This window comes from Flavobacterium azooxidireducens (assembly GCF_023195775.1).
Taxonomy (GTDB): Bacteria; Bacteroidota; Bacteroidia; order Flavobacteriales; family Flavobacteriaceae; genus Flavobacterium; species Flavobacterium azooxidireducens.
Window position 1 is genome coordinate 1,143,674 of record NZ_CP096205.1, and the last position, 16,395, is coordinate 1,160,068.

General features: G+C 34.3%; 15 protein-coding genes. 6 read left to right on the forward strand and 9 right to left on the reverse strand.

All coding sequences use genetic code 11. The features are described 5' to 3' along the window. Positions 1-7: 7 nt before the first annotated feature. On the reverse strand, positions 8-1,333 hold the full coding sequence (locus M0M57_RS05100; RefSeq protein WP_248435979.1) for a M16 family metallopeptidase: 1,326 nt from the start codon (positions 1,331-1,333) through the stop codon (positions 8-10). 200 nt (positions 1,334-1,533) lie between these two features. On the opposite strand from M0M57_RS05100, the gene rplU reads away from it, so the two are divergent. From rplU to M0M57_RS05120, 4 genes are all read left to right on the forward strand, one after another. Beyond that, a complete protein-coding gene (rplU, locus tag M0M57_RS05105) occupies positions 1,534-2,160 on the forward strand; it encodes a 50S ribosomal protein L21 (protein WP_248435980.1) in 627 nt (208 codons plus the stop codon). Between the two features lie 31 nt (positions 2,161-2,191). Beyond that, positions 2,192-2,452 (forward strand): 50S ribosomal protein L27, encoded by a 261-nt coding sequence (gene rpmA, locus M0M57_RS05110; protein WP_248435982.1) that lies wholly within the window; start codon positions 2,192-2,194, stop codon positions 2,450-2,452. Between the two features lie 122 nt (positions 2,453-2,574). Next, entirely contained in the window at positions 2,575-2,892 is a 318-nt protein-coding gene (locus tag M0M57_RS05115) for a type II toxin-antitoxin system HigB family toxin (RefSeq protein WP_248435984.1), read from the forward strand. After that, entirely contained in the window at positions 2,870-3,229 is a 360-nt protein-coding gene (locus M0M57_RS05120; protein WP_248435986.1) for a helix-turn-helix domain-containing protein, read from the forward strand. Before M0M57_RS05115 ends, M0M57_RS05120 begins: the two co-directional genes overlap by 23 nt. 37 nt (positions 3,230-3,266) lie before the next feature. On the opposite strand, the gene M0M57_RS05125 is transcribed toward M0M57_RS05120, so the two are convergent. From M0M57_RS05125 to M0M57_RS05160, 8 genes are all read right to left on the reverse strand, one after another. Beyond that, complete coding sequence (locus tag M0M57_RS05125; protein WP_248435988.1) at positions 3,267-3,761, reverse strand: hypothetical protein; 495 nt, start codon at positions 3,759-3,761, stop codon at positions 3,267-3,269. Positions 3,762-3,905: 144 nt separating this feature from the next. Further along, a complete protein-coding gene (locus M0M57_RS05130) occupies positions 3,906-4,187 on the reverse strand; it encodes a F0F1 ATP synthase subunit epsilon (protein WP_248435990.1) in 282 nt (93 codons plus the stop codon). An 87-nt stretch (positions 4,188-4,274) separates the two neighbouring features. Next, the gene (atpD, locus tag M0M57_RS05135; protein WP_248435992.1) at positions 4,275-5,786 is read right to left on the reverse strand and encodes a F0F1 ATP synthase subunit beta; all 1,512 of its coding nucleotides are present in this window, start codon (positions 5,784-5,786) and stop codon (positions 4,275-4,277) included. Between the two features lie 222 nt (positions 5,787-6,008). Beyond that, entirely contained in the window at positions 6,009-7,547 is a 1,539-nt protein-coding gene (locus M0M57_RS05140; RefSeq protein WP_248435994.1) for an SGNH/GDSL hydrolase family protein, read from the reverse strand. A 24-nt stretch (positions 7,548-7,571) separates the two neighbouring features. After that, on the reverse strand, positions 7,572-10,451 hold the full coding sequence (locus M0M57_RS05145) for a TonB-dependent receptor domain-containing protein (RefSeq protein WP_248435996.1): 2,880 nt from the start codon (positions 10,449-10,451) through the stop codon (positions 7,572-7,574). A 292-nt stretch (positions 10,452-10,743) separates the two neighbouring features. Further along, positions 10,744-12,591 carry a glutamine--fructose-6-phosphate transaminase (isomerizing) gene (gene glmS, locus M0M57_RS05150; RefSeq protein WP_248435998.1) on the reverse strand — a complete coding sequence of 616 codons (1,848 nt, stop codon included), beginning with the start codon at positions 12,589-12,591 and terminating at the stop codon, positions 10,744-10,746. A 12-nt stretch (positions 12,592-12,603) separates the two neighbouring features. Then, positions 12,604-14,247, reverse strand: coding sequence for a DUF4270 domain-containing protein (locus M0M57_RS05155; RefSeq protein WP_248436000.1), 1,644 nt, complete (start codon positions 14,245-14,247; stop codon positions 12,604-12,606). Positions 14,248-14,263: 16 nt separating this feature from the next. Then, a complete protein-coding gene (locus M0M57_RS05160) occupies positions 14,264-15,070 on the reverse strand; it encodes a glycogen/starch synthase (RefSeq protein ID WP_248436002.1) in 807 nt (268 codons plus the stop codon). 107 nt (positions 15,071-15,177) lie between these two features. Between M0M57_RS05160 and panC the strand changes: the two genes are divergently transcribed. Further along, positions 15,178-16,026, forward strand: coding sequence for a pantoate--beta-alanine ligase (gene panC / locus M0M57_RS05165; RefSeq protein ID WP_248436004.1), 849 nt, complete (start codon positions 15,178-15,180; stop codon positions 16,024-16,026). Positions 16,027-16,039: 13 nt separating this feature from the next. Continuing rightward, a complete protein-coding gene (gene panD, locus M0M57_RS05170; protein ID WP_248436006.1) occupies positions 16,040-16,390 on the forward strand; it encodes an aspartate 1-decarboxylase in 351 nt (116 codons plus the stop codon). Positions 16,391-16,395 lie beyond the last annotated feature (5 nt).

The window sequence follows — 16,395 nt, forward strand, 5'->3', positions numbered from 1 at the left end:
TGATATCTTAATTTTGAGCTTTATCTGATTTAGGAGCGTAATCTAATAGTAAACGTTGGTTTGGATTTAGGAATTTTTTTGCAGCTTCTCTAATTTCCTCTCTTGTAATAGAACGGTAGATGTCAATTTCAGTATTAATTAAATTTACATCACCATATAACATGTGAAAAGTAGCTAAATTACCTGCAATTCCTTCTACAGAAGCATTGCTGTTTACGTATTGATTTTCGTAAATGTTTTGTAATTTTTGGAATTCTTTTTCAGAAATTAAATCGGTTTGAAGTTTTACGATTTCTTGGTCAATTTCTGTCATTAAATTTTCAGGAGTACTTCCACCCATTGGCAATCCGTATAAAATATACAAACCATAATCTTCTTGACTAAAATTGAATGCACCTACTTGAAGAGCCATTTTTTTGTCGTCAACTAATTTTTTGTATAAACGAGAAGATTTTCCGTCTGATAAAAGTGTTGAAATCATATCCAAAACGCGAGCATCTCTTGTTTTCATTGATGGAGTTCTGTAAGAAGCAACAACCATTGGAATTTGAATGTTCGGGTCTTCAAAACGAGCTTTGATAGTTTGCGTAATAGGAGCTTCTTCTACTTTTTCTCTAGTTACAGGAGCACCTTTTGGAATTGAACCAAAATATTTGTCAATCCAAGCTCTTGCTTGAGCAGGATCAAATTGTCCGGCAACAACCAAAGTAGCGTTGTTTGGTACATAATATTTTTTGTTGAAAGCTTGAAATTCTTCTAAAGTAGCAGCATCTAGATGTTCCATCGAACCAATTGTTGCCCAACGGTAAGGATGTTTCACGAACATATTCTTTTTTACTTCAGAAATTAAATTTCCGTAAGGTTGATTATCAACACGAAGACGTTTTTCTTCTTTCACTACTTCGTTTTGCGTGTCCACACCTATTTGGTTAATAACAGGGTGTAATAAACGTTCCGATTCCATCCATAAACCTAATTCTAAGTTGTTTGACGGGAAGATTTCATAATAATATGTTCTGTCGTCAGAAGTGTTAGCGTTGTTTGTTCCTCCGTTTCCGGTCACAATTTTAAACCATTCTCCACGTCCAATGTTTTGTGTTCCTTCAAACAAAAGGTGCTCAAAAAAGTGAGCAAAACCTGTTCTTTCAGGATTCTCATCTTTTGCACCTACGTGATACATTACAGATGTAATAACCACCGGAGCCGAATTGTCTTGGTGTAAAATCACATGCATACCGTTATTTAGCGTGTAATGTTCGAACTCTACTTTTTGAGCAGAAACTGTACCTCCAAGCATAAGAACTGAACTTAAAGCCATTAAAGATTTTTTCATAAAATTAGTTATTTATTTTTTTGCTTTTAAATAAGTATGCAATTTCGGGATTTTGTTACAGTTTTTTTTAATTTTTATCAAAAAAATCAGTTGGAGGGAAGATATTTTTTTTGGTTGAAATATATTTTGAAGTTTAAGTTGTGTGATTCATAATAAGTTGTATATTTGCAAACTTAAAAATTAATTAAAAACACATTGTTATGTACGCAATCGTAGAGATAGCAGGGCAACAATTTAAAGTAAGCAAAGACCAAAAAGTATTTGTTCACCGTTTAGCATCTGAAGAAGGAAGCAAAGTTTCTTTCGATAAAGTGATGTTGTTAGACGATAATGGAACAGTTACTATAGGCGCCCCCGCTATAGAAGGAGCTTCAGTAGAAGCCAAAGTGTTACAACACTTAAAAGGTGATAAAGTAATCGTTTTCAAAAAGAAAAGAAGAAAAGGTTACAAAAAGAAAAACGGACACAGACAGTCATTTACGCAAATTGTTGTAGAAGGTATTTTAGCTTCCGGAACAAAGAAAACGGCTGCAAAATCTGAAAGTCCTAAAGCTCCAAAAGCAACTAAATCAGCTGATGATTTAACGCTTATTGAAGGAGTTGGACCAGTTGCTGCTGAAGTATTAGTTGCTGCCGGAATAACTACTTATGCTAAATTAGCAAAAACTAGTGCTGATGATGTTAAAACTATTTTAGAAGCATCTGACGCTAAAGTATCACATTTAGATCCAACTACTTGGGCTCAACAAGCACAATTAGCTGCTGATGGCAAAATGGATGAATTAAAAAAATTACAAGATGAATTAAATGGCGGTAAAGCTGTTTAATTTTAATATTAACTTATAAAACCCTAACATCATGGCTCACAAGAAAGGTGTCGGTAGTTCCAAGAATGGTAGAGAATCAGAATCGAAACGTTTAGGTGTTAAGATTTATGGTGGTCAAGCAGCTATTGCAGGAAATATCATAGTAAGACAAAGAGGTTCTAAACATAATCCGGGAGAAAACGTTTACATTAGTAAAGATCACACTTTACATGCAAGAGTTGACGGAGTTGTTAAGTTTCAGAAAAAAGGTGATAACAAATCATTTGTATCTGTTATTCCTTTTGAAGCATAATTTAGAATTTACTTCAAAATATAAAACCCATTTCGAAAGAGATGGGTTTTTTGATTTTATAAAGTTGATCTAAAATTTTTATAAAATCGTAACCAAATTGGTAACTTTTTGTATATTTGTGAATGCGAGTAATAGCCGTAAGAACATTAAAAGAGTATTTTCAAGAATTTTCTCAAGCAGAACAACCTTTGTTATCTTGGTATGAAGAGGTAAGTACTGCAGAATGGAATAATCCAAATCAAATGAAAGCTCAGTATAGAAATGCTTCTGTATTAACAGACAAAAGAGTAGTTTTTAATATTCACGGAAACACATATCGATTGATTGTTGATGTTGAATATCGTTTAAAAATTGTTTTTATAGTTTGGTTTGGAACGCATACGGAATATGATAAAATTGATGCTAAAAAAGTAAGTTATGTTAAGACCTATAAAAAATGAGCAACAGTATGATGCATCGCTACAGCGAGTTTATGAACTGTTGCAAAAGGATGTAAAGCCCGACACTAAAGATTCTGATGAGTTAGAGATTCTCTCTATTCTAATTAAAGAATATGAGAATGAATTTCATCCGATGCCTCAGCCAAGTCCGCTAGAAGCAATAAGATTCAGAATGGATCAGATGAACATTTCTGAAACAGAATTATCTAAAATCTTAGGAGCTCGTTCGCGTAAATCTGAAATTCTTTCCGGCAAAAGAAAGTTAAGCTTAGCGATGATTCGTAGATTAAAAGAAAAATTAAATATTCCGGCTGAAGTATTAATTCAGGCTTATTAAATGGAAACCCATTTCGAAAGAGATGGTTTTTTTGTTATTAATTAGGTACATTCATCAAAATTAAGTGAAGAATAACAAGTCGTTCTGTTTCAGAAAACTTTTCAGATTCATTTATTAAAGAGGCAATCCTTATTTCATTTTTATAACCATCTGCCATTAGATTTGCATATATAGTAAATCGTCCTCTTAAGATTGTCTTATTCACATCATCAGCTTCCTTACTATAAACTTCTTCTGGGCAATAAGAATAAAAATCTAATGTAGTTAGAGAAAGTAAATCAAAAAAATTACCGCCAACATTCGTCTTGATACTTGCGGTTATTTTTTTTGAAATTTCTTCATTATTAAAAGTCAACTCCATTAATTTAAGATAACTTTCTTTACTTGTGTTCTGAATTACTTTACTTTCTACTAAAGATAATTCTGCTTCTTCAAGTAATTTAAAAATATCTTTTTTAACTCCGTAACCTTCGATTAATTTTTGTTGAGTTCTGTCAATAACACAGCTTTTATAAATATCTTCTGAATCCATGGATTTACAGCCCGATAAAAAACAAGAAATTATAAATAAAAAACCAACAAGAAAATATATTTTACTCTTCAAAATCATATTACAAGTTTAAACAAAAAACCCTCACTTTTCAGCAAGGGTAATTTTATTTCTAATTGAAAAAGCTTAGTCGGCTAAAACGATTACTTTGTTGTCTTTCATTTCGATTGTTCCCGAATTGATTTCTAACGTGTAGGTTTGTTCGTTTAGTTTGGTAAACTTTCCGGCTACGTCTTTACTAATTTTGAAACTTGGAGCTACAATTTTGATAGTTCCTTGGTTTAAAATAGAAACGATGGGTGCGTGATTATTTAGAATTTGAAACGAACCGTCAACGCCTGGTAGGGTGATTGAGGTGATTTCGCCTTGAAACAAAGTGGCTTCCGGGGATACTATTTCTAAAATCATAATTTTTTGAGTTAGAAGATGGAAGATGGAAGATGGAAGATGAAGAAAATTACTTCTAGCTTCCAGCTTCCGTCTTCCAGCTTATTTTTATGCTTCTGCTAACATTTTTTGTCCGGCTTCAATAGCATCTTCGATGGTTCCTTTCAAGTTGAAAGCAGCCTCAGGAAGATGATCTAATTCACCATCCATAATCATGTTGAATCCTTTGATGGTGTCTTTAATATCTACTAAAACGCCTGGGATACCTGTAAATTGCTCTGCCACGTGGAATGGTTGAGACAAGAAACGTTGCACACGACGAGCACGTGATACAGATAATTTATCTTCTTCAGATAATTCTTCCATACCAAGAATCGCGATGATATCTTGAAGTTGTTTGTATTTTTGAAGAATTTCTTTTACTCTTTGAGCACAATCATAATGTTCATCACCTAAAATTTGAGCTGTTAAAATTCTTGACGTAGAATCCAATGGATCTACCGCAGGATAAATACCTAACTCGGCAATTTTACGCGACAATACGGTTGTTGCATCTAAGTGAGCAAAAGTTGTTGCCGGAGCCGGGTCAGTTAAGTCATCCGCAGGAACGTAAACCGCTTGTACAGATGTAATAGAACCTTTATTTGTTGAGGTGATACGCTCTTGCATCGCACCCATTTCTGTTGCTAAAGTTGGTTGGTAACCTACCGCAGATGGCATACGACCTAAAAGAGCCGAAACCTCAGAACCTGCTTGGGTGAAACGGAAGATGTTGTCTACGAAGAAAAGTACGTCTTTTCCTTGATCTGAACCTGCACCATCACGGAAATATTCTGCGATAGAAAGTCCTGATAACGCCACACGAGCACGAGCTCCCGGTGGTTCGTTCATCTGCCCGAATACGAAAGTAGCTTTAGACTCTCTCATACCTAATTTGTCCACTTTGGATAAATCCCATCCTCCATTTTCCATAGAGTGCATGAATTCTTCTCCGTATTTAATAATTCCTGACTCTAACATCTCACGAAGTAAGTCATTTCCTTCACGTGTTCTTTCCCCTACTCCTGCGAATACAGAAAGACCACCGTGACCTTTTGCAATATTGTTGATTAACTCCTGAATCAATACCGTTTTACCTACACCGGCACCACCGAACAAACCGATCTTTCCTCCTTTTGCATAAGGCTCGATAAGGTCGATTACTTTGATACCTGTGAATAAAACTTCTGTAGAAGTTGATAATTGGTCAAATTTTGGAGCTGGTCTGTGGATAGAAATTCCGTCTGCACCTGCTTTTGGTAAATCGCCTAATCCGTCGATTGCATCACCAATTACGTTGAAAAGTCTTCCGTAGATATCTGCACCGATTGGCATTTGAATTGGAGCACCAGTTCCTTCTACTTCTGTACCACGGCTTAATCCGTCTGTAGAGTCCATAGAGATTGTTCTTACGGTGTCTTCACCAATGTGCGACTGTACTTCTAATACTAATTTTGAACCATCTTTTTTAATGATTTCTAACGAATCATAAATTTTTGGTAAATCGGCAACTTTAGAATCGAACACTACGTCTACAACCGGTCCGATGATTTGGGCAACTTTTCCTATTACTTTTGACATTGCTTATGTATTTATTTAATAGCTATTTATGTTTATTTTAAACACGTCTTTTTTCAGAGTGCAAAGATAATTTTTAAAAATATAAAATCAATAGTAAACGGATGTTTTTTTTAGGTTTTTTTGAAGTATTCTAAACACAGAGTACTTAGCGATAAAAATAGTGTAGTAAAATAAAAAAACCACCTGGGTTAGAGGTGGTTTTAATGTCTATTCTTTTATTTATTAGAAATTATCCGGATTTTGAGGATATAATATTCTATAATTCCCCAAATTAACTCCTTTGAAATTTGAACCATATTTTGCATTAATTGCTTCTAAAAACTTATTTGCGATTAAAGCATAACCTCTTGGGCTTGGATGAATACCATCTAAAGAAAACGCACCGCCAGTTACAAAATTAGAAGTTAAAGTAAAATTATTAGCTGTTATACCTGCTGGAGAACTTAATTGTGTCATGATTGCTTTTGCGTCAACAAATGCAACATCATAGGTGTTTTTAGCATTTTCGATTGTTGTATTATAACCTTCGGTTGCAGCAACAATTTCTGCTACTTCGGTTGGAATTAATACATATCTATCTGGCAAAGGAAATGTAATTCCTAATTGACCTAACGTTGGAGATGGTGATGACACACCATCTTGAGGAACGTTAGGGCTTTGACCAATTCTAGAACTTGCACTTAAACAAATTAAATCTGTTGGTAACGTTTGTCTAGCTTGACCAAAAACTTGACCAAAAGCAGTTGCAGTTGGAACATCAAGACCACCTCCTATAAGAACTGCTGTTAACTGAGCAGATAAATCAGCTAAAGTTTCATCTCTCATTAACATCGGGTTATTATCAGTGGTTGAAAGAAGGTTAATTCTATCACCTTGCCCTAAAAAAGCAAGAGCATTTTTCAATGGACCATATAATTGTGCATTTAAAAGAGGAACTATACTATTCCCACCAACAGTTAAATTAGCTTGAGTTAACTGATTGTATTTTATTACATAAAAATGAGGTAAAGTAGTCACAGGTGGTAAATTTGCAATAACACCTTTTCTTCCACCAGCGGTTAATTCTGCCATCAATTGATTATATGTTGCATCGAATACAGCTTGTGGTGTTAATGGATTAAGACTTGCATCACCTCCTGCAGTTGCATATCCTAATTCATCATTACCACCAATCCAAAGTGAAAAAAAGCTTGGGTTTTGTGCCAATGCATCTTGTAAAACAGTTGTAGATGGACTGGACGCCATTCTAGCGAAATAAGGGTTTCCTGCTGAACTTCCATAACCGGGAAAAGTTAAATGAAAACTTTTTGCACCTGGAATTCCAAAATTATTGTAAGATCCCGGAATTGTTGCAGAAATTTCTGTGCCAGCAACACCTGAAACTGATGTTGGCGTTGGACCATTTGGATTTGCTGTATCAAGATATAGTCTTACTCCATATCCGGGCACCTGCACTCCTCCATTGGAGAAACCACCAACATTACCAACCATAAAAGGAATTTTAAATTCACTTCCGCCAACTAATGAAAACTGGCTTGCTAATATATTTGGATAGGAAAATTTTTGTCCTTCTTCAAACAACGCATTGTCTGAAAAACCAGCCGCAAAAGAGTCACCTATAGCAACATAATTAGAAAAATCTGCACTCCCTGACGTTAAAGGTTGTCCATCAGCAGTATCATTAACAACAACTGCATCATCATCACTACAAGCCATCATGGTTAATGCAACCAATAAAAGCCATTTATTATTTTTTATCATTTTCATAAATTTTAAATTCGTTGATTATTGATTAATGGTTAATCCAACAAAGAATTGTTGTCCGATTGCTCCTGCTCCTAACACTTGAATATACTCTTGTCCGCCAAGGTTAGTAGCTCCTACTTTTACAATTGTTTTTAATTTTGGAATAGCATAGTTAATTTGAGCATCGATAACAGTTGCTTCTTCAATCATACCGTCTACAAAAGTAGATTGCCATAAATATTCTGAGTTCCATCTTGCACTAACATTAAATCCAAAGTTTTTGAATAATTTGTCATTACTGATTGATCCTTTTACTCTGTGTTTTGGTGTATTGAAACCAGCTTCAAAACTTGGGTCTAGTGCTTGGTCAAAGCTAAATTCAGCATAATTATAATTTGCTCCTAATTCAAAATCTTTGTAAACTTTAGTTGAAAGCCCTAAACCAAATCCTAAAGATTTAATTTCAATATCTGTATTTGTATATAACTGATACGCTCTGATATTTCCGGTTTGAATAGCATGAAGTGTTTGGAAACCTGCATCAGTTGGACCTGCTCCTGGATTTGGAGAGTCTTGTGCTGTTCCGTATAAAGGAGCAACTACGTTAAGATTTCCAATAAAATCATTGTAAATATTATAGTAACCATTAATATCGTAAGCGAAATTTTCGAATTGACCTCTGTATCCTAATTCAAATGCTTTTACCGTTTCAGGCTTAACTAAATCTACATTGGTTCTTCTTAATAAAGCTGAAGCGGCTACTGGATCTGATCCAGCCAATGCTGCAAAAGCTTGTACAGATGTTGCAGTATAAGAATTATAATAAGCATTTTGTCCTGTTAGTACCACTGAATTTCCTCCTGCAAAAAATTGTCCCTCTGCAGTAGATACCGGCAATGTTTCACTATAACGATCTAAGTTATCTGGTGCAGAACCAATCAAAACAGCGTTACCTACATTGAATCCAATGTATTGATCTTGCGTAGTTGGATTACGGAAACCGGTTTGGAATGAAGCTCTAAAATTGTGGTTTTTTCTTTCGTCAGGAGAGAATACTAAGGAAACTCTTGGAGAATAATTTCCATCAAAATTTTGACTCTTATCATAACGAACAGAACCTGTAAACTTGAATTTATCTTCTAAAAATTTCTTTTGAATTTGCGTATAAACGCCATATTCTTCATAGTCAATCCCTCCAAATTCAGGTGTGTCTGTATAAATTCTTCCAAATGAGTTTAAATCATAGATTCTATAAGAACCTCCAACTTGAATTTCTGCAAATTTTAGAATATCTCTAAAGTTATAATTGGCATCTGCATGATAAATTTTAGAATTATCTACTAATTTAGATCCTGTTAAAACATCCGGATCGGCAATTACCTCATTAAATGCATTTATAAATTCAGGTGTTCCCGGTAAAAATCTTCCGGTATCGGCAATATTTCTTGCGGAATTATGTGCTTGTGCCGGTGTGGCACCTCCTAAAGTTGATTGAACATAGGTTGCAGCATATTGACCAAACCAAGTTGAATCCGGTTTCCATTTTCTGTTAACGTTTACTGCGGTAAATTCCATATCATACGAATTACCCCCATCTTCTGACGTTACATATCCTCTTGCGAAGAAATTTTTACCCATCACCTCAAACTTATGCTGTTGCATTTCAAATCCGTTAAGGTAATATCTGTTTGCTCCTTGGTAAACGGTGTTACCAAATCCGAATTTACTTTGCCAGATAAACTCAATATCTTTTGCCCACTCTGTGCTACCGGTTGCCCATGGTTTCAAGTGTAAAGAAAAATCAATTTTAGCATTTCTTACTTTATTATCTGTTATATCAACCTCATTGTAACCTGTTCTTGAAACGTTTTGATTAGGTAAAACAGCATTGAAAACAGCAAATTGTGCAGGTGTGATTGCTCCGGCATTTAACATTGCAGAAGCAACACTTTTAATATTGGTAGAAACTACGTCTCCATAAACGTTTATACCATTATAGTTAGGATCTGTTCTATCAGCACCGATTTTATTTACTAAATCTTTATCTCTGTAGTCAGTGGCATACCAATCTGTTCCGCTCATGAAAGTAAAGTTGGCTTTGGCAGCAAAATGAGGCGTGAAAGCTTTAGCAGCTCTAACACCATAATCATAATAAAGGTTGTTCCCTGCGGCTTGTTGACTTGTTTGTCCAACTTTTGCATACGCACTTATTCCTTGGTGTGTGAATGGACTCTTGCTGGTCATAAATAAAATACCATTAAATGCATTTGCACCATATAAAGCAGAAGATGCTCCCGGTAGAAGTTCAACGCTAGCCACATCAATTTCAGAAACACCAATTAAGTTTCCTAAAACGAAGTTTAATAATGGGGAGGAATTATCCATTCCATCTACTAATTGCATAAAACGAGAATTCGCCACTGTTGCAAAACCCCTTGTGTTAATTGATTTAAAAGACATACTACTTGTGTTCATGTGTACTTCTTTTAAGTTCTCAAGACCATCGTAGAAAGAAACTGAAGCAGATTTTTTGATGTCTTTGACGCTCATTCTTTCAATGGTAACAGGAGATTCTCTAACCCTTTCAGGAGATCTTGAAGCAGAAATTACAATTTCGTCTAATCTTGTTTCTTCCTCCGCCAAAACAGCATTTACTTTTTGGTTGTTTGATCTGATTTCTTCTGTTTTGGACGAAAAACCAATGGAAGAAATTTCAATTTTAAAAGGTGGCTTTTTTTGCGTTGTTAAGGTAAAATTTCCGTCAAAGTCGGATGTTGTACCTATAGCTTCGCCAACAATTTTGACGTTTGCTCCGGGAATTGGCTGATTTGTATTGTCAACCACTTTTCCTGTTATTGTTGTTTGTGCAAAAGAAATGCTACAAAAAAACAATGTGAGAAGAATTAATTTCAATTTCATAAAGTTAGAGTTTTTGTTAGTTTACGTTACCAAAGTACAAATATTTTTGATATTAATAAAAAATTGGAAGAAATTTATCGTAATTAATAATTTTATATTATCATTTTTAAATTATTCTCAGTGTATTTTTTTGAATTATTTTTAAAAAATTAATAAAATAGATAAAATTTACTATGCGTTCATATAATTTTTTAAGCTTTAGTTAACAATTTGGCAACTTTGTAAGAAAAAGTTAAAAATAAAAAAAGCGAACATAAATATGTCCGCTTTCTAATATAATTGTAAAAATGATTTATTCTACTGTAACCGATTTGGCTAAATTTCTTGGCTGATCTACATTACAACCTCTCATAACTGCAATGTGGTAAGAAAGTAATTGCAATGGAATGGTTGTTAATAATGGTGAAAGGGCATCTGATGTTTCAGGAATTTCGATCACGTGATCGGCTAATTCTTTCACTTGCGTATCACCTTTGGTTACAACCGCAATAATTTTTCCGCTTCTGGATTTAATCTCTTGGATGTTACTCACTACTTTATCATAATGACCCATTTTTGGAGCAATTACAACAACCGGCATCGACTCATCAATTAAAGCGATTGGTCCGTGTTTCATCTCTGCAGCAGGATAACCTTCGGCATGAATGTAGGAAATCTCTTTTAATTTCAAAGCACCTTCTAAAGCTACAGGGAAATTATAACCTCTACCTAAATATAAACAATTTGGAGAATCTTTATAAATACCTGCAATTTCTTTGGCAATGTCATTGGTTTCAAGAGCTTCTGCTACTTTGTCCGGAATCATTTCTAATTCTAATAAATAACGGTGATAGTCTGAATTTGACATTGTCCCTTTTGCTTTTGCTAAACGTAAAGCAATCAGCGTTAGAACGGTAATTTGTGTTGTAAATGCTTTGGTTGAAGCCACTCCGATTTCAGGACCGGCGTGTGTGTAAGCACCCGCATCAGTTTCTCTTGAAATGGATGATCCAACTACGTTACAAACTCCAAAAACAAACGCACCATTTTCTTTGGCTAATTTGATTGCAGCTAACGTATCGGCTGTTTCACCAGATTGAGAAATAGCGACAACAATATCTTTTTTATTGATAATTGGGTTTCTGTATCTAAATTCAGAAGCATATTCTACTTCCACAGGAATTCTTGCAAATTCTTCAAAAATGTATTCTGCTACTAATCCGGCATGCCATGAAGTTCCACAAGCTACGATGATGATACGCTCTGCATTGAGGAATTTTTCTAAATTATCTTCAATTCCGGCCATTTGAATGATTCCTTTATTGGAAAGTAATCTTCCTCTGTATGTATCTTTTATAACACTTGGTTGCTCATAGATTTCTTTAAGCATGAAATGATCATAACCGCCTTTTTCAATTTGCTCCAAGTTCATTTTTAATTCTTGAACATACGGATCAACTAAGGTATCATCTTTGATTTTACGAACTTTGATTGGTTTGTGCAAACGAACAATTGCCATTTCTTCGTCCTCTAAATAAATAGCATTAGAAGTATATTCGATAAATGGTGAAGCATCTGAAGCAACAAAAAATTCGCCATCGCCAATTCCAATCGCTAATGGACTTCCTAAACGTGCTACGACAATTTCGTCTGGTTTATTTTTATCAAAAACCGCAATTGCATATGCTCCAACAACTTGGTTTAAAGCAACTTGAACGGCTTTTCCTAATTTTAAATTTTCTTTTTTCTGAACGTCTTCAATCAAATTAACTAAAACTTCTGTATCTGTATCCGAATGAAATACAAATCCTCTTTTGATTAATTCTTTTTTTAACGGTTCATAATTTTCAATGATTCCATTGTGAATAATCGCAATGTTTCCCGAATTTGATAAATGCGGATGCGAATTTACATCATTTGGCACCCCGTGAGTAGCCCAACGCGTGTGACCCATCCCGATAGAACCGAAAAAATTATTATCTTTTGAAGAAACTTCTTCTAAGTCTGTTACTTTTCCTTTTGTTTTTGAAATTTTAAGGTCTTTGCCATCATGCAGCATGATTCCGGCACTGTCATAACCTCTGTATTCTAAACGCTTCAATCCCTTAATAACAATTGAATAAGCGTCTCTTTTTCCAATATATCCAACAATTCCACACATAAGTTTAACTATTTAGTCAGGTTTGGTATAGTAAATTTCTAATTTCAATCTTTGATCCAAAGGTACAGAAGATTTGCTACCATACAACACTGTTCCCAATGGATTCATTACAGAGGCAATTGGCACATCTTTAATACCAGTTGCTGTCTGATTTTTTAGTTTATAATTTCCAACATTTCCAATTGCTTCGGTCACAACCAAGCCTAATCTAACATTGGTAGAATCGGCATGTTTCAACAAATTGTTTATATGGTTAGTTAATCTAATTTTGTAAGTTACTCCTTTTTCATCTTCCAATTTTATAATACCGCCATGAACAACTTTACCAAATTTTGGTTTTGCAGCATTGGTAGTAAAATCTGAAGAATAATCAATTAAAGGTCGCTTATTATCAACATCATACAAATAAATTCGTTTTGGCTCAAAATTATCACCCATTGCATCGCGATCTATTCTAAAGGTTAAATTTGCTTCGTTAATCAACCATCCTTTTGCTCGGTAGGCATCTAATTCTGCCGATTGTCCATTTTCATCACGTCCAAACAAATTGATAACCGCCATAGAACCTGCTCCTCCGTTTATATATAATCGTTCATCTCCTTGCGTAGGATCTGCCGAAGTTAAAGCATTTGAATAATTGGTTGTTCTTTCTTGGTTGGTTAAACTCACTGTATTTCCAGAAAGTGTTAAGTCAAACGATTTATTAACTCTTTCCGGAGTTGTATCTTCACCGGTGGATTTATCTTCTTTATATTTTACCGTGATTTTTCCACCCGTAAAATTAATCATAGCCAAACTGCTTCCATTTGGTTCGGCATCAGAGGCTTCTATTTTAAAATATAAACCACGGAAATAGTCTTTAAAAACATTATTATTCACTAACTTGTTTTCATAATAACCTCCTATAATTTTCTTTTGAAAGAACTCTTTATTCAATTTTAAATAAATTCCGGGTGCAGATTTTGTTGTGGTGCCCACTACATCATCTTCATCTTCAAAAACTGTTACCGAAATCTCTGCAGGGTCAAAAAAGAATTGATCATTTTCAGCAACATCTTCAGCGTTATTTAATCGTTCTCCATTTGAAACAGAAGTCCCATCAGCATCAGCTCCTCTTTTGTTATTTTCAAAATCAGACAATTGATCTGAATAATAGCGTTGTGCTTGAGTAAATTGCGAATTTGGATCAAAATCTCTTAAAAAGTATCCGTTTTCAAAAACACTAAGTTTTAATTTTGATGTTCCATAAACCGAATCTAGTGTATAAGTTGCAACTCCTTCGCTATCTGTTGCTCCTTTTTTACTAAAATAAGGAATATAGAGAATAACTTCTGTGATCTCCGGATCAGTCGTTATTCTAAAGAATGAAGGAACCGTTGACGGCAAAGTTAATTGCGTTGCAAAATGAGCTGTAGTTTTACCAAACGTCGTATTATGATAAATCCCTAAAGGATTTGTAACTAAATTATTGGTCTGAACCGCCCCAAAATCTTGGTTAAAAGCAACAACTGTAGCTTCTTGATCTTTGATGCCAAATTGAAAATGATCGTCGCCAATCACATTTCCGCCAATTGTATTAAAATCTTTATCACATGAAAAAAGTAACAAAGCAAGCACTGCAATAGAAGTATATTGTATTAATTTTTTTGAAATCATTTGAAATAAATAAAATTTAAAGAACTGTTTTTTTATAGAAATTTTTATAATGCTCAGGATAATCCTCTTTCGGCACGAAAGGTAAAAAAGGTTTTCCTGATGATTCTATAAATTTTGTTAAACTTGACGAAACGTTTTCAGACGCAACTATCACGGCATCAGAATGTTCTACAGCCACTTTAATTAAATTTTCATAATTTGGTTGTTCTAAAACCGCAATTGAATCCTGCGGAACACCATCAAATTTAATTTTATTGATGAGTTCAATATCTAGATTACCATCAAAAGATTGAGCATAAACAGAAGTTACAATTTTTGTATTAGAGAACAATGCTTCATCTTTATAATAGTGTTTCATGTAAACCGGCAAAAGTGAAGCCAACCAACCATGAACATGGATAATATCCGGAACCCAATTTAATTTTTTTACTGTTTCTACCACTCCTTTTGCAAAAAAAATGGCTCTTTCATCATTATCGGCATACAACTTTCCATCTTCATCCGTAAAAGTTGCTTTACGTTTAAAATATTCGTCATTATCGATAAAATAGACTTGGATTCGTTCTTTTGGAATGGACGCCACTTTAATAATCAACGGCATATCTAAATCATTCACCACCAAGTTCATTCCAGACAACCGTATTACTTCATGTAATTGATGTCTTCTTTCATTGATATTTCCATATCGTGGCATAAAAATTCTTATTTGTCCACCTTGATCGTTGATCATTTTTGGAACATCATAAGACATTATTGAAACTTCATTTTCTGCTAAATAAGGCACTACCTCAGATGATACATACAATATCCTCTTATCCTCCATACGTTTTGAACTTTATTTATTAGTTTTTAAAAACATGCAAAATTACAAAAATTTATGCAGATATTTAAGTAAAATACTAAGTTTGCACTTGAACTAATCAAATTTACATGCTCATTTTCAATAAACAAACCGATCTTAAAGCCTATTTGTCACCCTTTTGGACAGCTAAAACCACTATCGGATTTGTGCCAACCATGGGTGCTTTGCACGATGGACACCTGTCTTTGCTCAGAAAAGCACTACAAGAAAACAAAGTTGTTGTGATGAGTATTTTTGTAAACCCAACACAGTTCAACAATCCCGAAGATTTAGAGAAATACCCAAGAACACTTGATAGAGATGTTCAGAAAATAGCTACACTAAGTGATAAAGTAATTATTTATGCTCCCACTGTTGAGGATATTTACAACGGAAAAACAGTTTCTGAGTCCTTTAATTATGACGGCTTGGAACATCAAATGGAAGGAAAACATCGCCCCGGACATTTTGATGGAGTAGGAACAATTGTGAAACGATTATTTGAAATTGTTCAACCCTCTAATTCCTATTTTGGCGAAAAAGATTTTCAGCAATTGCAGATTATCAAAAAATTGGTTCAAAAGCATAAAATTCCTGTAAACGTAATTGGTTGCCCAATTCATCGCGAAAAAAATGGCTTAGCAATGAGTTCTAGAAACGAACGACTTACTGAAACTGAAAAAGAAGAATCTACTTTGATTTTCAAGACATTAACTACTGCCAAAAAATTGTTTGGCACGAAATCTGCTAAAGAGGTTTCGGAATTTGTTAAAAAAACGTTTGAAAATCACCCTAAATTTTCGTTAGAATATTTTCAAATTGCCGATGAAGCCACGTTAAAACCTTGTTTTCGCAAATCGAAAAATAAAAAATACCGTGCTTTTATCGCTGTTTTTATCAACAACATTCGATTGATTGATACTATTTCATTAAATTAATTACCTTTGCACCATGCAAATTCAAGTTGTAAAATCCAAGATTCACCGCGTAAAGGTGACTGGAGCAGATTTAAATTACATCGGTAGTATTACTATCGACGAAGCTTTAATGGAAGCTTCAAATCTTGTAGAAGGAGAAAAAGTTGCTATCGTAAACATCAACAATGGTGAGCGTTTAGAGACCTACGTAATTAAAGGAAATCGCAACAGTGGCGAAATTACTTTGAACGGTCCGGCTGCACGAAAAGTTCAAAAAGGAGATATAATTATCGTGATTGCTTACGGAATTATAGATTTTGAAGAAGCTAAAACCTTCAAACCGGCATTAGTTTTTCCTAATGAGAACGACAATTCGTTGACCTAAATTCC